Here is a 22,035-nt window from a genome sequence, read left to right on the forward strand (position 1 = left end):
TGTAGATTGTGAATAACTTACTGTGGGTTTTACCTTTCAGTATGTAGGTTGCAAGTTCGCCTTGTTAATAGCGGTTATAGTCGGCAGTTTGTTTTTAAAGTAGGAGCCCAGCCCTGTGATAGCAAGGGTTCCCATAAATAAGTTATCTAAGGGTCTAAAGAAATGGTCTGTAAAAAGGAACTGAAAAAGATTCTGAATATCATTATAAATAAGGAGATGAATTGCCGAGCCCTTTACGAATTAATAAAGAATGAATGGAAGCAACCTAAAAAGAAGTATTCGAGGACTACCTATAAATAAGATAGCCCTCAAATACTTTATGGTATTAATAATATTTTCCCAGTACTTTTACGGCTTTCTAGAAGTCTATGTGCGTCTGCCCCGTCCTCTAAGGAAAAGAGAGTCGGTTCTTCGATTAGGATCTTCTTAGACATGATCCATTCAAACAACTCTGCTGCTCTTTTTTTCCGTTCATCATGAGAAGTTAATACATTCCAAAGATCTCCTCCTATTAATGCTTTTGAAGTATCCATTAACATTCTAGGATCGATTTTCTCTGGATCCCCACCTGCCATTCCAAAGAATACGACAGTCCCTCTAATCTTAGTTGCTTCGAAACTGTCTAGCAAAGTTTTCCCAACTGATTCATAAACAAGATCAACACCTTGTCCATTCGTTACATCCTTAATGGATTTCACCCATTCTGACTCATAAAGAAAAACATGATCCGCACCAGCTTGTTTTGCTACAGTTGCTTTGTCATTTGATGAGGTTAAGCCAATAACTTGACCACCCTTCATCTTGATTATTTGTGTTAGTAATTGCCCGACTCCACCTGCAGCAGCATGAACAAGGACGGTCTCTCCTTCTTTAACTGAATAACTGTCTTGAGTTAAATATTGGGCAGTTAATCCTTGAAGTAAAACTGAAGCGGCAGTTTCAAAAGAAATGCCATCAGGAAGCGGTAACAGCTTATCAGCAGAAACAGAAACTAGTTCAGCGTTGGCATGGGGAACATCAGCAAACCCGACACGATCGCCAACTTTCACACAATGAACATCTTCTCCAACATATTCAATGACTCCTGCACCTTCATAACCTAGAATAAATGGCGGATTACCCACTAAGTGATAATTCCCTTTTCTTCTATATACATCAGCAAAATTCAAGCCGATTGCTTTCATTCGAACAATTACTTCTGATTTTGAATGTTTAGGTTCCTCAATTTCTCTTATAGATAGGACTTCTGGTCCACCAAAATTATCAAAGACAAGTGCCTTCATTTTCATTTCTCCCTTCAAACGTTGTTCCTTCTTTACGATATCGAATGAAGCCTCTGATAGCAAGAAAGTCACTACCTTGAAAGAGAACTTTCAATTAGTTCTTTTACTAGACTAACCACATGGTACCTTTTTAATCATTGCAAAAAATACCGCTATGCCCTAAAGGCATAACGGTTGTAGGAAAATGTAAGAAAGGATAGAGAGAAACTCTCTTCTATCATTCAGTATTGGAACCAGGACCATTTTTTCTTTTTTTCGGAGAAAATTCTTCACCGTGTGCTTCTTGTTCGGCTATAATGGCTTCTTCAGGAATATGATTATTTTTTTTCGGTGCATTGACGCGGTTACGGTTTTTTTTACCCATCATTAATCTCCCCTTTATTATTTGGGTTGAACTTCTGCGACTTATATTTAACCTATTGTGGAAAGGCTAATGATAGCTTGTCCGAAAGCCCGCAAAAATACCTGCAAAATGAACATTTCAAAAAAAAGGAAATACCTTCGCTTTGAACGATCTAAAACTTTCATCCCCAGTTAATGGAACACAGCAAAAAAAGGCTGCTGCAACAGCCCTCATTATTTAAGTAAAACATCCTTTAGTTTAAGAAAACCATACCTTTTATTGTGTTAAATTAGGTTATAATAATTATATAACCTATTAATGAGTTTTTTTATGGTTAGAATAAAAGGTGAAATGGGAGATAAACGTAATGACTAAAACAAATAAATTTCCACTTATATCAGGAAATCTTTCTCTTGATTTAGTGAACACAGAACTAGTAAAACGTGGACAGCGGCACGATTTATTGCTCTTGGAAAGAGATGTGCTGGAGTGGCTTCATGTAATAAAAACGGAAAACGCATTTTGGGATGATCGGTTATTCTTAAAGATAGAAGAAAGAATCGGACAAGTATTTTTATGTATTCTAGAAATGCGTGCTGTTTTAAGAGAGCGATTTGAATTAATAGCAGATGGACAATCAATTCCAGATGAATTTATCTCTTTTTTAGAAAATAAGATTGAAAAAGCGCCATTCATCTATAAATTAATAAATCAAAAACTGATACCCTCACCTATTGGAGAGATAGTGGATGTCCTTTTGTCTCTAATTGCCTTTGACGCTTTAACGTTAATTGAAACAAACAAACTTTCCTCCCTCAAGAGATGCTCTAATCCGGACTGCGTACTTTTATTTATTGATGAAAGTGGAAGACGTAAATGGTGTTCAATGAAAATATGTGGCAACAGAAAAAAGGTAGCCCGCTTTCAACACCGGAAGTCTGATGATGAATGAAGAACCAACTTATTTCAGAGTTGGTTCTTTTTTTTAGGCGTTCTAACTAACCATTAAAAATACTTTGACGGGTTAGTTAATTTCATGTAAAGTGAAATATGAATAAAAGGAGGGTGAATGTTGGACAGTACAAAAATAGCAAGTCGAGAAGAAAAACACCTATTTAATGTACGATATTTATCTAAAATGAAAGGAAAAGGGAGAAGTCCATTACAGGTTAATGCAAAGGACTCAGTAACAGGTTTGATTGGTGGATTTTTAACCATTTTCGTTCTAGTTTATTTAACAAATATGACATCTGCCGCGTGGTTAATGGCTCCATTTGGTGCAAGCTGTGTCCTGGCATTTAGTGTTTGGAACGCGCCATTATCACAGCCACGAAATATTATTGGTGGCCATTTTGTTTCAACATTTGTGGGCTTAGCTATATATCATCTTTTTGGTGATGAACCATGGGCAATTGGCTTAGCTGTAGGCTTAGCAATTGCGGTGATGATGCTAACAAAAACGACGCATCCACCAGCAGGAGCAGACCCTCTCGTTGTTATGCTGGGCGCATACAGTTGGAGTTATTTAATTACGCCTGTTTTAATTGGCTCTATCGTGATCGTTTTCTTTGCACTAATCATCAATAATTTGCGCAGCAACCGAGAATATCCAACGTTTTGGATTTGACTTTTATTATTGGGGAGGAAAAAGTATGAAAAACTACATCTTCAAACAATTAAAGTTTGTTCGGGAAAACACTATTAGGTACGTGGCAAATATGAATGAAGAGAAATCACTTTTCATTCCAGTAGGATTCAATAATAATATCAAATGGAACCTAGGACATATATATGTTGTACAAGAAAGGTTCTCCTTTGATATTATTGGAGAAAAAATGACAATGCCGAATCACTTTACGGAATTATTCTCTACTGGTACTAAACCAAGTGAATGGGGAGAACAAAAATCACCCGCGATCTATGACTTAATCCAATTGCTCGATAATCAAGTCAACCGGGTTGAGCAAGCATTGGAATTTCGGTTGAACACAACGTTAGAACAACCATACACAACATCTACAGGTCTTACTTTATCATCAGTAGAAGAATTACTACCCTTTTGCTTATACCATGAGGGAATGCATTTTTGTGCGATTAAATCGATCTCACGAATGTTTCAAGATGGAGAGAGAAAATGAAGTATTTTACTAAGAACTGAAATATTTTAGTTCTGCCTTTTTATACAATAAGTTTTATAGTATTTTCAAATCTGTTTTTTAAAACCATTCAGCCACATTTCAAACGAAATATGGTTAGCAGCTTTAAATAAAGTCTCCAGAATAACTAAGAAAAATAAAATTCATTTACAAGCGTTCAAATTTTATTTTAATTGATCAGTCTATTAAATAATGAACATGCAACCAATTGGATGGTCATCGCAAAAAGGGCTCTGAAGCAAAAATTACAATGAATGCAATCTTTGCTCCAGAACCCGTATATTATTAAACCTTAGTATTTATTCCAAGTTATTAAAGTATCAAGTGGTAAACGTACTTTTTCAAATCCTGCTTTCATTCCTTTTCCAATGGAGATTAACATGACAGGTTTGAAGTTTTCCGGTACATTGAATGCATCCACAAATTTGTTTTCATCGAACCCTCCCATAGGGACTGTATCGTATCCTTTTGCTTTTGCAGCTAACATGATCTGCATGGAAACTAAGCCACCGTCAATCATTGCTACACTTAAAGCTTTTTCAGCAGAAAAGTTACCATAATTATGCATAATTGAAGCTACATATGGCTCTTTGATTTCATTCTTCATAATTCCTTTATTAACTAATTCACCATAAATTCGTTCAGCATTTTTGTAACCTTCAATATCAGCTAAAACTGCAATGACAGCAGAGGCATCAACAATTTGTTGTTGGTTATGTGCGATGGGTAGCAATTCTTGTTGGGTTTGCTTATCTTGAATGACAAGGAATCTCCATGGTTGTAAATTAGAAGAAGACGGTGCTTGAATCGCAATATCCAGGATTTCACGAATTTCTTCTTCAGTCATCACGTATTCTGCATCATATTGGCGAACTGATCTTCGTTCTTTCGCTATCGTAATAAAGTCTGTATCAGTAAGTACCTTTGGTTTTTCAAGTGATGTATTTATTTCATTTGATTTAGTTAGGTACTCTTCTTTACTCATTGTATTTTTTGTCATTTATAATGACCTCCATTTAACTGTGTTTATTACAAGAACAGTATATATCAGATACTGTTCTTATGTCAAATACAGTTTATAAAAGACGAAACCCTATTAGTTTCGTTTTTCACATTATGATTTTGATAGTAAGTCAGCAATCGTCTTTTGTTCAAGACCTTGTATAATCCAACTCTCCATCTCATTTTTCAAACCGCATAAAGCATCACGAGAAGATGGTTGAAAGCATTTTTTATCATTCACATCAAGGAAGCCTTTTGAAAAAGGTTCAGATTTTATTGCAGAGTAAATATCGGCAAGTATGATTTGATCAGGATCTTTGGCAAGTGAATATCCACCATCCCTACCTTCCTTAGCTTGAATCAGCCCTGCTTTTACTAAATTACTTAATATTTTTCTAAGAAAACCAGACTCCGAGTTAAGCTTTGTTGCCAACTTACTGCTGTTACATAATCCCTCATGATCTGCAAGAACAAGTAGAGCTTGTAATGCAAGACTGAACCACATTATACTTGAAACCTTTTCGGTCATTTCTTTCACCTCTCCTCTACTTTAAACTATTTTAATGCATATACAACGAGGTATCAAAGAATTCTGCCGGAAAAAAAGCCACTCTTTTTCAGATCTATCTGGATACGAATTTCTAACCATATTGCATTGTATATAACCACCGCAGTACTAGTCTATCAACAATGAGGTTATTTTATTATCCTCGTTGAAAGAACCATTACCCTATTAGAGGGAATATGTGTTTATTTATCATTCCATTTTTCTTTGTATTCTTCGTAAGCTGCTGTCCAGTGATACGGTTGTACTTCTGATAATGTTTTAAAAGTTAGGTCTCGTCCGGGTAAAGTAACAGCTACTTTAACTGTTGGCCCCCAATAAAATAGTCTTTCTTGGCAAATTCCACAGGGAGAAAGCACTTTAAACTCTGACTTCTCATCATCACGAACTACACATATCGAATGCGTAATTTTTTTATTCAATTTATGCGCCTCTAAAATAGCTCCTGTTTCTATACACAGATTTGTCGAATCGTTTATTATATCAGGAGCGACACTTGTGAGTATTGAACCGTCTTCTAAAGCCATTGCTGCTGCTCCGCCCCAACCTTCGGGGTATCTTTTTTCTATTAAGTTAGTAACTGCATCAAATAATTTTTGCTCGGTATTCAAGTCATTACCTCCTTTGTCATTAGTTAAATTCTAACAACCAATCTATTCTAGGTATAGTTTTTTAAAAGCGAAACTGCCCCTTTAGTTGCATTTGAAAAGAGGCTGCCTCAGCAACCTCCTTTACCGAAATAAAGCAACCGTTTGTTCATTTTGATCAGTTTAAGTTTGTTAAAATCTTACTTCCCTTCCAATATGGTATCAGATATCCGGTAAATAAAACTTTTAATAAACTGAACATCATGGTAATTACAGGTTTTTTTTATTTTATCGTGAAAGGGTACCCTGCAATCGATTCACTTCGGCAATTACTTTTTCTTCATCAATCGTTAAGCTGCAGCCGTCTTTTACAACCATCTTACCATCAATGTATACATCACATACATCATTTCCGCGTGCCGCATAAAGCAAATGCGAATATGCTTCACTAAGCGGTTGTAGATGCTCTTTATTATAAGGATAAATAGAAATGAAATCTGCTTTTTTATCTACTTCCAAAGAACCCGTATGGCCCATGCCAATCGCTTCGGCTCCCATTCTTGTTGCCATGGCCAGTGCCGTTTGAGCAGGGAATTTGGTGGCATCTTTATAAATGCCTTTTTGAAGCAATGCAGCCGTTCTCATTTCCTCGAACATATCGAAGTTGTTATTGGAAGCTACGCCATCTGTTGCAACCCCCACTTTAATCCCGGCATCCAAAAGACTGACAATATCTGCAATCCCAGATCCCAGCTTCAAATTACTAATTGGATTATGGGCAACCCTTACATCATGCTGTTTTAATATCGCTCGCTCTTCATCGTTGAGAACCACTCCATGGGCCATCACGGTTGGTTGATCGAAGAGACCTAAACGGCGAAGGTGCTCGACAGGACGAAATCCATATCGCTTTTCAATGTCCAGAATCTCAAAATCCGTTTCCGAAACGTGAATGTGCACCATCAAATCATTCTCTTTAGCAATCCGTGCACTCTCAACAATCGCCTCAGGCGTACAAGCATACGGGCTATGTGGCGCGACCATGGTAGTCAGGCGGCCATCGGCAAACGTTTTATAGTTTTTAGAAAACTGCTCAGCCCCCGCGAGATTCGCCTTTTGTTCTTTTTCCGTACCTAAGCTAAAAATCGTGTAGGAAAAGGCTCCGCGCATTCCTGTTTCGCCTATCGTCTCCATAACAGCACCCGCATCTATTCCATTAGGATTAAACATATCCGAAAATGTAGTTGTTCCTGATTTTAACATTTCCAAAATGCCAAGCTGAGTACTTACAGAGGCGATTTCTGTTGTAAACTGGCTCTCAATCGGCCATATTTTCGTTTCCAACCAGGGCTTCAGCAACATGTCGTCTCCGATCCCTCGTAAAAGGGTCATCACAATATGCGAATGAGCATTCACAAGGCCTGGCATAATCCATTTTCCGCCAAGGTTGACCACTTGATCTGCATCTGCCAATTGCTCTTCAGAATGCGGTCCGATGTAGGATATGAGTTGATCTTGCACAATCATCATGCCGTTTTCAAAGATTTGATTTTCCTTGTCCATAGTAAAAAAGGTACCGTTAATAAAAATCGTCTTCATTTGTATTTCCTCCAAAATTATTACGTATCATTAGAAAAACTTGTTTCTATTCAGCTTTATTAAAAAGCTACTTTGATAATCCTCTGTATGCCTTCCAAGCTATGATTTGCCAAGTCTATTGCAGATAACATTAGCAAATGTTCTTTTCTACCACACTTATTATTCTCTCCATATAATTAGTAAACGACAGATAACTGTCTATACGAATATCCTCACCCATATAGTTATAATTACTACTTATTCTACAATTAAATATTTTCTAGGCTGTGACCTTTCCACAATTGATATCTGCCACATCATCCGGATCCATCAGATTCTTCGTCTGTTCTAGAGTAAAAATTCTGTTCCAAAATTCGCTAAGATGTACTTTTACGAACGGTTTAGAAACTCACTTGAAACTTCCAAATCCACATGGAACTTTCAAAAAAAACACTTCAAACAACAAAAAAAGCTATCACAATGACAGCTCCGATTTTAAAGTAAAGCATCCGTTAGTTCAAGAACAATATGATTTTTCCATAAATACCCTTCAAATAAAAACTTTCTTCAAGTTGCCGTAGGCTGCGATAACTTCATTTGCGACCTCTATTAAATTGATTTTAACAAAGAGTAAACGTTCGTACCTTCTTTATTGAAAAATTGTCCCATTAGTTGAATTAAAGCTTCATTTTTAGACCCTCATGAGTCGCTTTAAATCCTAAACGTTCATAAAAATGCAGCGCTTCTTCTCGCTTTTTATCAGTTGTTAGCTGAATAATATGACAGCCACGCTCTTTTGCACGCTCGATTGCCCATAGGATTAATTGGGTTCCTATCCCTTTTCCCCGTTCTGTAGATGCCGTTCGAACCCCTTCAATAGTAGCTCTCCAACCACCTTGATGTGTAATATATGGAGTAAAAGTAATCTGTTGAACACCAACAATTTCTTCACCAAGGCACGCAACAATCAATTCATTATTCAGGTCTGAATCAATTGATTCAAATGCTTTTAGATAGCTTTCAGGAAGAGGATTTTCGTAACGTTCTCTCGTCCTCCCCAATTCATCATCCGCAAGCATTTGTACAATTTCATTTAGGTCTTTTGCTGTGGCCATTCTAAATTTAACCATACTACCCCTCCAAGATTTAAGATAAGTTACTTTAGTACAAACAATCATCCCTAAAACGTGAACATACGTAATATCCGCGACCCATTTCATTTGGCGTAGTATTTACTCCACAAACTTGATTGAATCATTCAATAAACAAATCAAGAAATAGCAAGCGTAAGGAGCAATTCCCCAACGAAGAATCGTTAGAACGCTTTCTAGTTTCACAGTTTGAAGAATATAATCAACGGTTCGCGGCCAGGTGCCATATATATTTTGATAAAGCTCTAACTCATGTCCATATATCACTCTGTAATACTGATAAGACTGCCTTACCTAGTGGTGAAACCTGTCCTTTATCATTATAGAAGGGGAATTTTCTGAAGAAATATAAATCTTTAACCCTTTTAATTATAATACTTACTAATAAATTCTTGACTTGGTTCTTCTTGCTTTGCCAAAACAGCAGTATTATTTATAAAAAACAAGATACAGAAAATTACATAGAGTTTTTTCTTCAATAAGAACCACCTACTTTTAATTTGTAGGTACTTTACCCGTATACATAAATCTCCAAAATAGTTTAATCATAATAAGCTATACTGCCCCTTTATCCATGGATGGAAAGAGGGGTTTTTCTTTAGTTTTCCTAAAGCATGGTTTTAGATATTTTCGTACATTCTATAAAAATAATCCAATTTTTATTTGATTTTCATTAAATTTTCATTTATACAGACTATACTGACAATATATTTCACATTCAAAGACTAGGGGTACTATAAGATGAGTTCAAAACAAAATACAAGAAAAAACAATCACTTTTTATCCAGCTATATTCCAAATCCAAAAGAACTAAGAGCCATCGTTATCAGTTTAACCATTACTATTTGTTTATTTTTCATTGGAATTTTACTTATTTCTCTTAATCATCAGCAGCTAATGATGCAAGATTACAAACATTATAAGATAATCGTAAAACAATTTGGGTCGATTTCAAGAATTTTGTATTTTGCGGTTTTAGCTATCTATCCTGTTTTTCTTTTATTAAAGTGGCAACGCTTGAAAACGATAAAGTGGAGGAATTTTCAATTAAAAAGTTTCCTACAGTTTCTCGGAAAGTTGGTAAGAAAATGGCATGTTCCCCTTGCATTAGCATCTACTGGAGCCGTTTTTCTTCATGGATATTTGGCAATCATAAGAGGATTTAAATGGGACTTTACGCATATCACGGGAATTCTTGCTATTGTTCTCTTGGTTTTCCTCCTATTTATGGGGCTTAGACGATTCAAGAGAAAAGATAAAAAATGGCACTTTAAACTGGCTATTGGGTTTCTCATTTTATTTATGATTCATGCGTCTTTTTAATTGGATAATGAACATTACAAAAAGAGGTTGTCGCATAAGGAACAGATCCTTTATGTGACAACTTCTTTTCCGCGTTTAACAATCACGTTCCACCACACATCAACATAGTTCAAGATAATGCACCCTTTTATGGAATAATGGAATAAATGTTTTTTATACAAAAATTGAATATTGACAGGATTTCCAAATCCTGATTTTCCAGCTAATTTTATAGACGACTTATTTAATATGTCACAATCCCAGCGTGGTATTATATCATTTTCGAGACAGTGATCTATAAATGTTTTTACAATGCTAGATGCTAATCCTTGTCCCCTATAATCCTCGTGAGTTGCAATATCAATTTCTGAGTATTGTAGTGAAGAAAAAATTGAAGTACATTCACTAACCACTTTTCCTTTATGAAGAATACAGTAACCGAAACCATTTTCACTAAAGTTGGATACAGATCCCCAGTATTCTTTATAGTAACCCTCATAAAATTCCGAGCTATTTGATAACTCTTTTACATAACCTTGTTTTCGGATTCAGTAAGGGTTTTAGGAGCCTTAAGTACATAAAACAATCCGCTGAAAATTAATAAAATTCCAAGGCATTGAAGCAAATCTGGATGAAATCCAGTAATCAAGATATCTAAAAGTATAGCAACAAACGGGTCTACAAAAATCATAAAAGAGACTATGTTTGTAGGCAAGTGACGAATACTATTAAAAAATAAAAGGTACACAACTCCGGTATGAACGATACCAGTGAAAATGGCATAAAACCACTCCGCTGAATGTAGGACCGTGTAGGTTGAGAAATCAATAAACGGAACTAGTAATAGAATACCTATAAACATTTGAAGAGAAGTGGTGGCATACACACTTGTCTTTGTAATGCTCTTTCCTAAAATCATTGTTGCTGCATAGAAAAGCGCCGCAAGCACTCCATATATAATTCCTTCCCATTCAGGAGATGATGAACGGAACCCATCTGTACCCATAATAAATAATGTTCCAATGAAACATAGAAAGATTGCTACAATAGAGAACAATGTCAATTTCTCTCTAAAGATGAAGCTCCCTATAATAAGAACAATCATAGGAGCTAAATGATAAAGTGAAATAGCAATCGTCACGGATATCAATTCAAACGATTTAAAGAGGAATATCCAGTTTAATAAGTTGGCTCCCCCACAGAGAATGATCAAAGGTGTCTCTTTGAAATTCCATATCTCTTTCTTATAATTCCCTGTCATTACCCAAGCAGTGCATAAGAAAACTGCAGCACATATGCAACGAACAAAAACCAGTTCCATTGCCGGAAGGCCTGTGAGTTCAGAGAAAAAACCGACAGTTCCAAATATGGTCATAGCCAAAGAGAGTTGGAATAGTGCATTTCTATTCATTTTTAATTTTCCTTTCTTCATTTCAATAGTAAGCTGGTAATGCTATCTTTCTCAGGCATGCCATCGCGCGTGACAATATTGGCCCACATTTGTTCTAGAATTACTAATCTATCCAGGTTATTGCGCGGCAAGACTGTCACAATATCATCTTCCATACCTTTCATTAATTATTTAGCCCAGGCGGGTTCTATCAATAATTCCCTACAAAGTGCCGAGGCTTTTTGTTCTAAATCCAGTCATTCGGTTATGTATATTATATCTGGGGCTTAATTCTAAAATATAATTAAGGGTTGGCCCATTTTTATTGTATTTAACAATTCTCATTATATACTCTTGAATTAGGTTAACGGATGTAGTTTCTCTTTTATCAACTAAAGCTGCCAACTGAACAATGGTTAATTTTCACAGCTTGGATTTGCTCAGTACCCAAACTGTTCCCTTCCTTGCAGTACACAGTGCAATACATTATGTGTTATACCTCCTTCCTATTTATATCTAATTACTTCAGTTCGACAAAAGCAATAAAGAACCTCCCTTTATATTCCATATTGCCCACAAAAAAAAATCACCACTACATGGCGACCTTTAACTGTTACGATTTAACTCACAACCATATAATCCCTTAAGGCCTGCTGTAGCGTTCCCTTTATCTCTGCTTTATTATCGAAACAAAGCCCTGCACGAATCATTTTTGTAACAATTTCTGGACGTAATCCAGTAATCACAGCTTTACACCCCATCATTGAGGTCCCATCAAGAATCTTCATTAATTGATTAATGATCTCAACCTCCATTTCAAGAATACCAGATAAATCCAGGATCAAGATTTGAATCTTCAGTTTACCTATTTCCATCAATACCTTTTCCTCGATTATACGCATACGCGATTCATCGATCGATCCAATTAACGGAAGAACGCAGGTAGAGGGAGTGATTGGGATGATAGGAACAGATAGATTTTCTACCAAGTTTTGCTGAGCTAGAATCAATTTGTCTTTATAATCAGAATAACTGATAAAAAAAGATTTAAGGAAAACATCAACCTTTTCGTTCACTTTTTTCTCTAAATCGAAAAAGACTTTCGAATCGTTAAACACATCTTTTAATTTCTCAAATTCATAAAGAAAATTCCACAGCGTTCTTCGGATAGCTTGAATCCATTCCAATTTGAACGAGAGAGTTAAGGAATAAGTTGCCCAGACTACTCCTTCTTTTTCGGCAAAGGCAATCATATCATCCTCATTCTGCTCCACGATATAACGGATCAGCCTATGTGCATTATTCAAAAGGTCTACATTTCCAATCAACAAGATTTCTTCAATTTTCTCTCTGACATTAACTGCTTCCGACAAAAGCTGTTCCTCAACTTCACTTTTGTTTTGCACAAGGAATTCCATTATTTTATCTTCCTCATTTAAAGAAAAACTCACTATTCTCCACTCCCTTTTTGGCACATTTCCCCTGTGATTTTTGTTACTAATACATTCTCTATTGGCGAAGTTTTATCCTTCTTAAATAGAAAGTTCCCCTTAAAGCTAAAAAAAGGTTCCGAATCTAATCGGAACCTCTCATTTACAAGTCATAATAATTTTTCTTAGCTTGGTAGTGTCAGCTTATTTCCAATAAGCTAGTGTACGGGTTTTCATAGATTCACGGAATTGTTTTGTTGATTCTGGCAGTACTTTATTAGTTGCATAATCTATGATGACTCCATGTTGACGAATGACATCCAGGTTATCCAGCTCACCATTCGCGAATTTCTCTTCAACAACTTGAACGTTCTCTTCAAGCCATTGTTTACGATTGTTTCTTATATATGATCTAGCTAGATCTGTTGCTTCATAATCTATTTCAAACAAATCCAGATCTTTATCGATTTCATTAATAACCACACCGTAATCTTTTTTGGCTCTCTCGATTGAAACATACTCATCAATAACATCTTCCATAACATCTTCTGGACTTCTTTCAAGCGGGTCCCCTAAACCACCGCCCCCTGCTGATGGGCGTACAAAGGAATCCCCTTGTTGCACTTTTACATTTGAAAAAATCGCCCCTAAATATTGTTCGTTCTCCTTGCCCGGATTAAGCCATGCTCCATGTGGAGAAGAAGGCAGTCCTCCAAAAATACCCCATGTTATCGAACGAGAACGGTCACAGCAATAGGACATTACCGTGTTTTTGACATTTGTGAGAGTTCCGCCTTTTTCTACACCGCACCCGCCGCGGTATTTCCCAGGACCAGCTGAATCTGTAATAATTTCATGTTTCATCGTAACAACAGGTGACAATCTTTCTTGACCTTCACAAGGCTGAACGCTGAGTCCCAAACCGAATGTTGGTGAAGTGGCGTTCACACCGTCTCGATCGGAACGGCCTCCATGCCCGCCAGCCATCCAGTCATACCACATAAAGTATTTATCTTGTTCCTGACGTTGGTCCCACCCGCCGATCAGTAAATACTCGAGGTTAAACGAGCAAGCAATGGCTCTCTCTGGCATAATGTTAGACCAAAGTTCAAAACAAGCACTCATGATTTTTTCATATGCCCCTGAACAAAATCCTGTTACAGCCACCGGTGCAGGAGCATTGACGACTGAGTTTTCAGGCAGTTCAACCTTTACCACTCTATAAAAACCAGAATTCAAAGGAATCTCAGGGAAAAATGTCTTGGTACCTGAATACGTAGCCGATAATGAAGCCCCGAAACCTGCATTTAAAAAGCAGCCAATATAAGAGTGGGAACCAGAAAGATCATAAAGAATTTCATCATCTGTGATGGTCATCTTCACCTTAATCGGGATTAATCCATCTCCTACTTCAGGATCCATATCAATATAATCAACGGTCTCCCATGTACCGTTTGGCAAAGCCGCAACCTTGGCTCTTGCTAACCGTTCTACATAATTCTGCACTTCGGCAAAAGCGGACAAAGTTGTATCGATTCCATACTTTTCGATGATAGCAAACAGCTGACGCTCGCCTACTTTCGCGGCTTCCACTTGAGCTCGCAGGTCCCCTACCCGTTCTTCTGGAACGCGCATGTTCGAAACGAGAACATTAACCACATCTTTTAAAAACGTTCCTTTACTATAAATTCTAAGAGGTGGAATTCTTACACCCTCACCGAAATGTTCTTTGGCGTTAATATCAAAGGAGCCTGGTGTTGATCCTCCCATGTCTGCCCAGTGACCATTTGTTTGCATGAACGCAATAAGCTTTTCACCATGAAAGACAGGCAATAGCACCCGAGTGTCATTGAAATGAGTACCACCACGATACGGGTCATTGACTAAGAAAACGTCTCCAGGGTGGATATCACCTTCGAAGTCTTCCAGTACCGCTTTTGCAGTAAGATGCAGTGTTCCAACATGGACGGAAATATCCTGTGTTCCTTGCATAACTGTATTTCCTTCTGCATCACAAAGAGCACAGCTGAAGTCTCGGTTATAAATAACAAAGGAGTAGCATGTCCGAAGAATCTGCTCAGCCATCTGATCTACAAGGTTAACGAAGCCATTTTTTATCACTTCAAATGTCACGGGATCTAACCCGGTTCCAACTCCAGATTGGTCAATTAACTGTTTATTCGACAATAGAATCCACCTCTTTTTATTTATTTAGTGAAAGAATTAAGTTCCTATATTTATCAACTTTGGCCGTGAAGTTTGGAGGAATAACAGTCGTTGTATCGAGCTGATCTACTATGGCTGGCCCTTGAATTTCAGAGAAAGCCGGAATTAGTTCTCGGTTATACACGTTTGTATTTACATAACCTTCTTCTTCAAAATAAACATCACGCGTTTCTTTCCAAGCATCCTCAAGCGTGCCACCAGGTTCATAGGTAGGAAATTCAGGTTTTGGCACAGTTCCAATAGCCGTAACGAGCAGCCCGTATATTTCCACAGTTTGTTCTTTATCAGAGAAAGAAAATTCCCGTTCATGTTCTTGATGGAAACGGTTCAGAGTCTCTTCTAATGAAGAGATTGGACAGTCAACTTCTATTGCCAATGAACGCCATTGCCCCATATACCTCATGTCAATATATCGCATCAAGGTAGAAGCATCTTTAGAAACTCCTTCTTCTTGCAATAATTCCTCGGCCTCTTTTTCCATTCCAACAAACTCTTTCTCTAAATCCTCTAACGACACATCCTTAACATTCTTAACATATGTTTTGGAGATATCATGACGAACATCAACAAGCAGGCATCCCATTGCCGCGGCAACACCTGGGTGTGGAGGAATGATAACAGTTGGGATTTCCATTTCCTTTGCTAGGTATGCTCCATGTAAAGGACCAGCCCCACCAAAAGCTACAAGTGCAAAATCACGTGGATCATATCCGCGTCTTACTGAAATTAACCGTAGCGCATCACACATATTGGCATTGGCCACCCGTGTAATGGCATTCGCCGCCTCTTCAATTGTATAATTGAACTTCTTAGCGATTTTATCCACAACTTCCATCGCTTTTTCTTTATCCAATTCCATTTGTCCGTCTAATAGTTTTGTGCCAAGGCGTCCTAATACTATATTTGCATCTGAATTAGTCGGTTCTACTCCGCCTCTGCTATAGCAAGCAGGTCCAGGAACAGCCCCTGCACTTTGAGGTCCGTTTCGTAAAGAACCACCTTCATCTACCCAGGCTAAGCTGCCGCCGCCTGCACCTATCGTCAGAATTTCGATGCTTGGAAATCCAATCGGATATCCATACTCTATGTACCAATCTTTTGTAATCCGTAAATCACCTTCATGCATCAAGGAAATATCGGTACTCGTTCCTCCCATATCCAGCCCAATCGCATTATTAAACCCGCATAGTTGAGCAATATGTTTACTAGCGATGGCACCTGCAGCAATACCGGAGCTAGCCAATCTTGCAGCATAACGTGGAACAGTTTGTGACGTCATTACTCCGCCACCAGAATGAAGAACTAAAATATCATCTTTATATCCTCTTTTATTCATTTCTCCTTCTAGAGTTTTGATATAGTTACTTACAGTCGGTCCTAAAACCGCGTTGACAATAGTCGTACTCATACGCTCATGTTCAAAAATTTCAGGAAGGACTTCACTCGAAATGCATATGTAGACATCCGGCAGTTCCTCTTGAATGATTTGTTTCACTTTAGCTTCGTTGCTTCCATTCACATACGAGTTAATGAAGCAAACTGCGATGGACTCAGTACCGCGTTTCTTTAATTTCCTAGCCAGTAACCGTACTTCCTCTTCATTGATTTCTGTCAGAACGTTCCCTGAATAGTCGGTGCGTTCTTCCACTTCAAAACGGTCTCTTCTTTGAATATACGGTTTGGCTACATCATCATATGTATCCCATAACTCGAGTTTTGTTCCACGGCGAATTTCTGAAACATCTCGGAACCCTTTAGAGGTGATCAATGCTGTCTTTGGCAATTTTCTTTCAATCAAGGCATTGGTACCCACTGTCGTACCATGGGAAAACACTTTAATATTTTCACAATCTATTTCCGCTTTTGCGATTCCATCTAATATACCAATCTCAGGATTTAATGGAGTAGACGATGTTTTGGTTATTGAAATTTCCTTCGTACTTTCATCAAAAACAAAAACATCCGTAAATGTTCCACCTACATCTATTGCGAGTCTAGTTTGCTTCGTACCTATCATATAATTCCCACCCCTGCTTCAAGATTTAAAATACTTTATACCATTTGAACATTGCTTTCTGCTTATCTCCTCCGGTGGATCTTTACATGTTTTAATGGAACTGTTTAAAAAATAGATATCGAATGGAGGTCAATCAGCAGTTGAATTTTATCGACTTAGGAAGAAACAGTAAAAAAGTGAATGATAAAATAAAAAAACCAGTTATATCAATAAGAAATAATTGATATAACTGGTTTTGATCTAAGGTTAGCTTCGTTGCTAAACGAAGTCTATTAGATTTGACAGTTATTTTTCATATTCATCTTTTCATCTAAGTCAATTTTGAGACATTGAATACAATGTAGATCAGAAAACTTCGGCAATCTACCTGTATACACTATTACTATATACATTATATCACTTCAATTCCTAATAAAGTCAAGTTAATTTTTAGAATATTGAAATAACTATCCGCTCTGGATTTCTGAGGATTCCCTACAAAGAAGAACAAAATTAAATAAGCATAACTATATAGCTATGCTTACTTACAATCATTATTTATTAGGTGTTTCTTTTTCATCATCATCATCATCCATATTAGTGAGATATGCTTCTTGAATTCCATTCATCCCGTTCATAAGTTGTTCTGTTGTATATTCAAGACTTCCGACTTTACTACTTTGCTTATTTTTATTATTCTGTTCGACCTTTTTAGAATCTGAATTATCCAAGTTTTTCACCTCCAATGTTTAGGATGTCTAAACATGGAAGAAGTATGTATGATGGCTGGCCCTCAATGAAGGGGCTAGCCTTCACTCTACTCTACATTACTATGCTTGGAATAAGTTAATTCATGGCTTATAGACTGGCTTAATGAATAATTTAGGCATACTGCATCACACAAAACATGTACGCACTGATCAAACAATGAACTTAAAGGCTGGACACTTTTCGTTTCATGGTTTAAACGATTTTTCGTTGCAGCCGGAATCACCAGAACCTCATTAGAAACATTCGCTAAATCCGATTGATTATTCGTAGTAATGGAAATCACCTTGCATCCGATGTCTCTACCTTTTGCAGCAACGGAAATCACACTATTCGTAGAACCACTCCCGCTAATGGCTATGATTAGATCTCCTTTCGCAAGAGAAGGTGTAATCGTTTCCCCGACTACAAAAACGTTTAAGCCAAGATGCATCAATCGCATCGCAAAGGCTTTAGCCATAAACCCCGATCGTCCTTCACCTACAATAAAAACTCTAGTAGCAGGCTGTAGCTGCTGCAGGAGCAATTCCGTTGCTCCTACATCCATTTTGTTAAAAACACCGTTCACTTCTTCTAAAATAATCGAGATTTCCTTTTTCAAGCTTCATTCACACCTTTCACCATATTTATCGTTTCCTTAAACAGACGAGCAGCTTCTGCTGGATCTTTTGCTTTTGTAATCGCCGAACCAATAATAATAACATCTGGACCCTGCCTGATCATTTCTGGCAAGGTTGCAAGTGTAATCCCCCCTGCTACTGCTCTTATTAATCCAGCCTGCTTTCTCATTTTGGCAACGGCATGATCAGCGATCTCCTGGCTATCCTTACTTACATGCTCACAAAACACTGCCTGATTGTATATCTGTAATTGTTCAAACCGGGAATCAGGTACATTCAATAAATCTATCATGATCTGACCTTTGTATTCACGCGCTTTTTCCAGGCATTTTTGTATGGTTACATCGGGTGCAGCTCCCATCACCGTAGCAACATCTGCACCCTCCTCAAAACATAAATCCATTTCGTAAGCCGCATTGTCCATCGTCTTCATGTCTGCAACGATTTTTTTATCCGGAAATTGATTTTTCATTTTTTTAATACTAGTCGTTCCAAACTCTTTAATAAGAGAAGTTCCTACTTCTATCCAATCAATAGAGGATTCCACGGTTCGAGCCATTTCAATGGCTTCCTTCATGTTCATGCGGTCCAGTGCTAGCTGAATGATCATGACGAAACTACCTCACTTTGCTCGACTGATGCAACCACAGGCTTTTTAACCGTCAATGTGAGCAGAGCTGAAATCAATAAGGAACCGGCCATAAAAATATAGGATGCTCCTGGCCCTCCAGTTAAGCCGTTCAAATATCCAACAAAATAGGCACCTACAAATGAACCAAGCGCCCCCATACTATTAATTAGGGCCATTGCTCCTCCAGCCACATTCCGCGGAAGAATTTCAGGAATGATGGCAAAGAAAGGGCCATAAGGGGCATACATAGCACCGCCAGCAATGACCAACAGAGCATATGAAAGCCAGAAATTCGATGTACCGATCATGAAGGATCCGAAAAATGCGACCGCCCCTACAAGCAGCGATGTCCAAACAAACGTTTTTCGATTTAATGTTTTATCTGAAAAATAGGATAATGTCAGCATCGAAATAACAGCTAACAAGTAAGGCCCGGATGATAACCAGCCCGTTGCTACAATATCCATATGGGATGCCTTTTTAATAATAGATGGCAGCCACATAACAAACCCATATACTCCAATGCTCCACGTAAAGTATTGGATGCTGAGTACGATGACCTGCTTTGATTTAAAAGCTTCACGATAATCTTTTACAGGCTTTAATGCAGCCTGTTCTTCTTGAAGGACAGACTCCATATTTTTCTTTTCTTGATCCGTAAGCCATTTAGCATCTTTTGGACGGTCATTAACAAGCTTATACCAGATAAACGCCCACAGGACGGCCGGAAGTCCTTCAATTATGAACAGCCATCTCCAGTCAAATGCCTTCAATAAATAACCGGAAAGTATCGACATCCATAATACAGTAACTGGATTTCCTAAAATCAAAAAGGTATTGGCACGAGAACGTTCTTCTTTTAAAAACCAGTGGCTTAAGAAAACGAGCATCGCAGGCATAACAGCGCTTTCAACTACTCCCAGCATGAAGCGAATGGGATATAACCACTCCACACTTGTCGCCATTCCCGTTAATGTGGCTAGTCCTCCCCAGAGAATCAAACTCCAGAAAATAAGTTTCTTTGCACTTTTCTTTTCCGCGTAATGTGCGCCAGGAACTTGGAAAAAGAAATAACCAAGGAAAAATAAGGCGGCCAGAAAGGAAGATACTCCTGCTGTAATATTGAGGTCTTCCCCCATCCCTCCTGCTACACCAAATCCATAGTTGGCACGGTCGAGATAGGCGAGACTGTATGTGATGAACACCAAAGGGATTAATCTCATCCACCTTTTCCTAGATGCTACCTGTAATTGAGCAGATTTCATGATTGAAGCACTCCTTTTTTCATAAAGTGTTCTAGCTCTACCATATTAGGAAACCCCTCATGATCTCCAGAAGACATCACGGCTTTTGCTCCTATCGCATTTCCTCGTACAACAGCTTCTTCATATGACAACCCTTCCAATAATGCGCTGATTACCCCGACAGCAAACCCGTCTCCCGCCCCAACTGTATCAACCACTTTCGTGACAGTAAAACCGGGCACCTGTTTCCTTTCATTTTCTGTAGCAAGATAGGCTCCTTCTTCCCCCAGTTTAATCACCACAAGCTTAACCCCTCGTTCTAGATAATAACTGGCGATATCCTCTTTGTTGCTATATCCTGTTAGAATTTCTCCCTCCTGAATTCCGGGAAGCAGCCAATCCGCCTTTTCTGCAAACTGATTGACGACGTTAATCATCTCCCTCTCATTCGACCAGAGGGTAGGACGAAGATTTGGATCGAATGATATGGTTACATCCTTTTGTTTCAGATGATTCAACACTTGCCACGACAAATCTCTGAAACTACCTGAAATGGCAGGCGGTATCCCTGTTAAATGCAGGTGCTGAGTTAAAGGGAGCTGTTCTAATGGAAAATCCTCTAGGGAAATCTTACTGGCGCTTGAATTCTTCCTAAAGTATTCAACGACCGGATCTCCTTTTTCGACTTTCGATTTCAGCTGGAACCCTGTTGGATTTAGCTCATCCACTAAAATATTCGAGACATCTACTCCTTCAGTTGTGAGCGTTTTCATAATCATTCGCCCGAATGAATCATTTCCGACCTTGCTCATCCATGCAGTCCTGATTCCTAACCTTGACAAGCCAATGGCTACATTGGTTTCCGCCCCCGCCACAGATCGTTTATAACTTAAGCAGTCTTCAAGGCTCCCCGGCTCATCCGCTATGAACATCGCCATTGCCTCTCCCATCGTTAATACTTTAAGCTCGCTCATGGTTAACCCCCTGTTCCATTTTCATATGTGAAATATAGGTTGCTACATTTTCCAAGGTTACTGGGAATTCTATCGCTCTCGGATAGGTACCACTTAACCTTTCTAATAACTCATTCACATCAGACTGCAGTGGCAATGAAATCGGCTCAGTTATCCATTCCTCTTTCTCCCTCTTCACCTGTTTCAAATGAACATAGACAACATATCTCCCTAACTCTTGTGCAGCCTTCATTGGAACCTCATCTGTGTACAGCCAGTTGCCCATATCAAAAGTCAATCGAATCGGAATGTCCAACTTCTCAGAACGGTTCAGAAAATGAGCGATTCGATTTAAATTTCCACCTTCAAGCGTTTGGTCGTTTTCGATGGTAATCTTTAATCCACTGTGGCTTTGCATCTCTTCTACTAAAACCTTATTTACTTGAGTCATATCAGTTTCCGTGAAATGATAGTGTCCTAGAGGCAGCTTTAGCAATTCAGCTCCCAATTCATCCGCTTCCCTAGCCAGTTGCTTAAAACGTTGCTCATCCATTTGATAGTGAGGGCCGATCAGACATTCAGGAGCAGAATAATAAATGTCTAAGTTAAGCTCTCTGCATAAGGCACCTAATTCTTTCAATGAATCATCTGGGCCCAATAGCTCTCTTCTGATTTCGATTCCATCTGCTCCAGCGGCTGAGATTGATTTTATGATTTCAAGATGCCCGAGTGTTTGAAGTATTTCTAATGGTATTGAATTCATGCATACAAAGACTTTCATATTATTCCTCCTAATGAATGCGTTTTCAT

General features: G+C 38.1%; 23 protein-coding genes and 1 pseudogene. 5 read left to right on the forward strand and 19 right to left on the reverse strand.

The genetic code is table 11. The features are described 5' to 3' along the window. Positions 1–317: 317 nt before the first annotated feature. Both JFV29_RS23710 and JFV29_RS23715 read right to left on the reverse strand, forming a co-directional pair. Entirely contained in the window at positions 318–1,283 is a 966-nt protein-coding gene (locus JFV29_RS23710; RefSeq protein WP_053348176.1) for a quinone oxidoreductase family protein, read from the reverse strand. A 217-nt stretch (positions 1,284–1,500) separates the two neighbouring features. After that, positions 1,501–1,647, reverse strand: a complete 147-nt coding sequence (locus tag JFV29_RS23715) for a hypothetical protein (RefSeq protein ID WP_162878680.1) — start codon at positions 1,645–1,647, stop codon at positions 1,501–1,503. Between the two features lie 346 nt (positions 1,648–1,993). Here JFV29_RS23715 and JFV29_RS23720 point away from each other — a divergent pair, with 346 nt between their 5' ends. The 3 genes from JFV29_RS23720 (at position 1,994) to JFV29_RS23730 (ending at position 3,764) form a co-directional block, all read left to right on the forward strand. Beyond that, positions 1,994–2,578, forward strand: a complete 585-nt coding sequence (locus JFV29_RS23720; RefSeq protein ID WP_201186744.1) for a CGNR zinc finger domain-containing protein — start codon at positions 1,994–1,996, stop codon at positions 2,576–2,578. Positions 2,579–2,695: 117 nt separating this feature from the next. Next, on the forward strand, positions 2,696–3,253 hold the full coding sequence (locus JFV29_RS23725) for an HPP family protein (protein WP_201186745.1): 558 nt from the start codon (positions 2,696–2,698) through the stop codon (positions 3,251–3,253). Positions 3,254–3,278: 25 nt separating this feature from the next. Beyond that, positions 3,279–3,764: a DinB family protein gene (locus JFV29_RS23730; RefSeq protein WP_201186747.1), complete on the forward strand. Its 486-nt coding sequence runs from the start codon at positions 3,279–3,281 to the stop codon at positions 3,762–3,764. A gap of 310 nt (positions 3,765–4,074) precedes the next feature. On the opposite strand, the gene JFV29_RS23735 is transcribed toward JFV29_RS23730, so the two are convergent. From JFV29_RS23735 to JFV29_RS23755, 5 genes are all read right to left on the reverse strand, one after another. Beyond that, on the reverse strand, positions 4,075–4,782 hold the full coding sequence (locus JFV29_RS23735) for a nitroreductase family protein (protein WP_201186749.1): 708 nt from the start codon (positions 4,780–4,782) through the stop codon (positions 4,075–4,077). Positions 4,783–4,896: 114 nt separating this feature from the next. Beyond that, entirely contained in the window at positions 4,897–5,313 is a 417-nt protein-coding gene (locus tag JFV29_RS23740) for an RrF2 family transcriptional regulator (RefSeq protein WP_098176049.1), read from the reverse strand. A gap of 221 nt (positions 5,314–5,534) precedes the next feature. After that, positions 5,535–5,960, reverse strand: coding sequence for a cytidine deaminase (locus tag JFV29_RS23745; RefSeq protein ID WP_201186751.1), 426 nt, complete (start codon positions 5,958–5,960; stop codon positions 5,535–5,537). Between the two features lie 264 nt (positions 5,961–6,224). After that, on the reverse strand, positions 6,225–7,553 hold the full coding sequence (locus JFV29_RS23750) for an amidohydrolase family protein (protein WP_201188056.1): 1,329 nt from the start codon (positions 7,551–7,553) through the stop codon (positions 6,225–6,227). 638 nt (positions 7,554–8,191) lie between these two features. Continuing rightward, complete coding sequence (locus JFV29_RS23755; RefSeq protein WP_201186753.1) at positions 8,192–8,644, reverse strand: GNAT family N-acetyltransferase; 453 nt, start codon at positions 8,642–8,644, stop codon at positions 8,192–8,194. 88 nt (positions 8,645–8,732) lie between these two features. Here JFV29_RS23755 and JFV29_RS23760 point away from each other — a divergent pair. After that, positions 8,733–8,991 (forward strand): annotated as a pseudogene (locus JFV29_RS23760) (transposase); the annotation flags it as partial. A 415-nt stretch (positions 8,992–9,406) separates the two neighbouring features. Further along, on the forward strand, positions 9,407–9,988 hold the full coding sequence (locus tag JFV29_RS23765; protein ID WP_201186755.1) for a hypothetical protein: 582 nt from the start codon (positions 9,407–9,409) through the stop codon (positions 9,986–9,988). A gap of 50 nt (positions 9,989–10,038) precedes the next feature. On the opposite strand, the gene JFV29_RS23770 is transcribed toward JFV29_RS23765, so the two are convergent. From JFV29_RS23770 to JFV29_RS23820, 12 genes are all read right to left on the reverse strand, one after another. Then, positions 10,039–10,515, reverse strand: a complete 477-nt coding sequence (locus JFV29_RS23770; RefSeq protein WP_201188058.1) for a GNAT family N-acetyltransferase — start codon at positions 10,513–10,515, stop codon at positions 10,039–10,041. Then, positions 10,494–11,378 carry a DMT family transporter gene (locus JFV29_RS23775; RefSeq protein WP_201186757.1) on the reverse strand — a complete coding sequence of 295 codons (885 nt, stop codon included), beginning with the start codon at positions 11,376–11,378 and terminating at the stop codon, positions 10,494–10,496. Before JFV29_RS23775 ends, JFV29_RS23770 begins: the two co-directional genes overlap by 22 nt. Before the next feature lie 17 nt (positions 11,379–11,395). Further along, positions 11,396–11,542 carry a hypothetical protein gene (locus JFV29_RS30040; protein WP_207205170.1) on the reverse strand — a complete coding sequence of 49 codons (147 nt, stop codon included), beginning with the start codon at positions 11,540–11,542 and terminating at the stop codon, positions 11,396–11,398. A 435-nt stretch (positions 11,543–11,977) separates the two neighbouring features. After that, positions 11,978–12,808, reverse strand: coding sequence for an STAS domain-containing protein (locus JFV29_RS23780; RefSeq protein WP_201186759.1), 831 nt, complete (start codon positions 12,806–12,808; stop codon positions 11,978–11,980). 183 nt (positions 12,809–12,991) lie between these two features. Further along, positions 12,992–14,974 carry a hydantoinase B/oxoprolinase family protein gene (locus tag JFV29_RS23785; protein ID WP_207196191.1) on the reverse strand — a complete coding sequence of 661 codons (1,983 nt, stop codon included), beginning with the start codon at positions 14,972–14,974 and terminating at the stop codon, positions 12,992–12,994. Between the two features lie 16 nt (positions 14,975–14,990). Then, positions 14,991–17,030 (reverse strand): hydantoinase/oxoprolinase family protein, encoded by a 2,040-nt coding sequence (locus JFV29_RS23790; RefSeq protein WP_201186761.1) that lies wholly within the window; start codon positions 17,028–17,030, stop codon positions 14,991–14,993. 533 nt (positions 17,031–17,563) lie between these two features. Then, positions 17,564–17,740: a hypothetical protein gene (locus JFV29_RS23795; RefSeq protein WP_201186763.1), complete on the reverse strand. Its 177-nt coding sequence runs from the start codon at positions 17,738–17,740 to the stop codon at positions 17,564–17,566. A gap of 86 nt (positions 17,741–17,826) precedes the next feature. Then, positions 17,827–18,378 carry a 6-phospho-3-hexuloisomerase gene (gene hxlB, locus JFV29_RS23800; protein WP_201186765.1) on the reverse strand — a complete coding sequence of 184 codons (552 nt, stop codon included), beginning with the start codon at positions 18,376–18,378 and terminating at the stop codon, positions 17,827–17,829. Then, the gene (gene hxlA / locus JFV29_RS23805; protein ID WP_201186768.1) at positions 18,375–19,007 is read right to left on the reverse strand and encodes a 3-hexulose-6-phosphate synthase; all 633 of its coding nucleotides are present in this window, start codon (positions 19,005–19,007) and stop codon (positions 18,375–18,377) included. The genes hxlB and hxlA overlap by 4 nt, the downstream gene beginning before the upstream one ends. Beyond that, complete coding sequence (locus JFV29_RS23810; protein ID WP_201186770.1) at positions 19,004–20,293, reverse strand: MFS transporter; 1,290 nt, start codon at positions 20,291–20,293, stop codon at positions 19,004–19,006. The genes hxlA and JFV29_RS23810 overlap by 4 nt, the downstream gene beginning before the upstream one ends. After that, positions 20,290–21,246, reverse strand: a complete 957-nt coding sequence (locus JFV29_RS23815; protein WP_098176060.1) for a sugar kinase — start codon at positions 21,244–21,246, stop codon at positions 20,290–20,292. Before JFV29_RS23815 ends, JFV29_RS23810 begins: the two co-directional genes overlap by 4 nt. Then, positions 21,233–22,006 (reverse strand): sugar phosphate isomerase/epimerase family protein, encoded by a 774-nt coding sequence (locus JFV29_RS23820; RefSeq protein ID WP_201186772.1) that lies wholly within the window; start codon positions 22,004–22,006, stop codon positions 21,233–21,235. Before JFV29_RS23820 ends, JFV29_RS23815 begins: the two co-directional genes overlap by 14 nt. Between the last annotated feature and the right edge of the window lie 29 nt (positions 22,007–22,035).

The organism is Peribacillus sp. TH16, assembly GCF_016651095.1.
Taxonomy (GTDB): domain Bacteria; phylum Bacillota; class Bacilli; order Bacillales; family DSM-1321; genus Peribacillus; species Peribacillus butanolivorans.

Bases quoted from the DNA above. Each gene is read 5' to 3' on its own strand.
- JFV29_RS23710 (WP_053348176.1), bottom strand. From the start codon at position 1,283: ATGAAGGCACTTGTCTTTGATAATTTTGGTGGACCAGAAGTCCTATCT.
- JFV29_RS23715 (WP_162878680.1), bottom strand. From the start codon at position 1,647: ATGGGTAAAAAAAACCGTAACCGCGTCAATGCACCGAAAAAAAATAAT.
- JFV29_RS23720 (WP_201186744.1), top strand. From the start codon at position 1,994: ATGACTAAAACAAATAAATTTCCACTTATATCAGGAAATCTTTCTCTT.
- JFV29_RS23725 (WP_201186745.1), top strand. From the start codon at position 2,696: ATGTTGGACAGTACAAAAATAGCAAGTCGAGAAGAAAAACACCTATTT.
- JFV29_RS23730 (WP_201186747.1), top strand. From the start codon at position 3,279: ATGAAAAACTACATCTTCAAACAATTAAAGTTTGTTCGGGAAAACACT.
- JFV29_RS23735 (WP_201186749.1), bottom strand. From the start codon at position 4,782: ATGACAAAAAATACAATGAGTAAAGAAGAGTACCTAACTAAATCAAAT.
- JFV29_RS23740 (WP_098176049.1), bottom strand. From the start codon at position 5,313: ATGACCGAAAAGGTTTCAAGTATAATGTGGTTCAGTCTTGCATTACAA.
- JFV29_RS23755 (WP_201186753.1), bottom strand. From the start codon at position 8,644: ATGGTTAAATTTAGAATGGCCACAGCAAAAGACCTAAATGAAATTGTA.
- JFV29_RS23765 (WP_201186755.1), top strand. From the start codon at position 9,407: ATGAGTTCAAAACAAAATACAAGAAAAAACAATCACTTTTTATCCAGC.
- JFV29_RS23775 (WP_201186757.1), bottom strand. From the start codon at position 11,378: ATGAATAGAAATGCACTATTCCAACTCTCTTTGGCTATGACCATATTT.
- JFV29_RS30040 (WP_207205170.1), bottom strand. From the start codon at position 11,542: ATGAAAGGTATGGAAGATGATATTGTGACAGTCTTGCCGCGCAATAAC.
- JFV29_RS23790 (WP_201186761.1), bottom strand. From the start codon at position 17,030: ATGATAGGTACGAAGCAAACTAGACTCGCAATAGATGTAGGTGGAACA.
- hxlA (WP_201186768.1), bottom strand. From the start codon at position 19,007: ATGATCATTCAGCTAGCACTGGACCGCATGAACATGAAGGAAGCCATT.
- JFV29_RS23810 (WP_201186770.1), bottom strand. From the start codon at position 20,293: ATGAAATCTGCTCAATTACAGGTAGCATCTAGGAAAAGGTGGATGAGA.
- JFV29_RS23815 (WP_098176060.1), bottom strand. From the start codon at position 21,246: ATGAGCGAGCTTAAAGTATTAACGATGGGAGAGGCAATGGCGATGTTC.
- JFV29_RS23820 (WP_201186772.1), bottom strand. From the start codon at position 22,006: ATGAAAGTCTTTGTATGCATGAATTCAATACCATTAGAAATACTTCAA.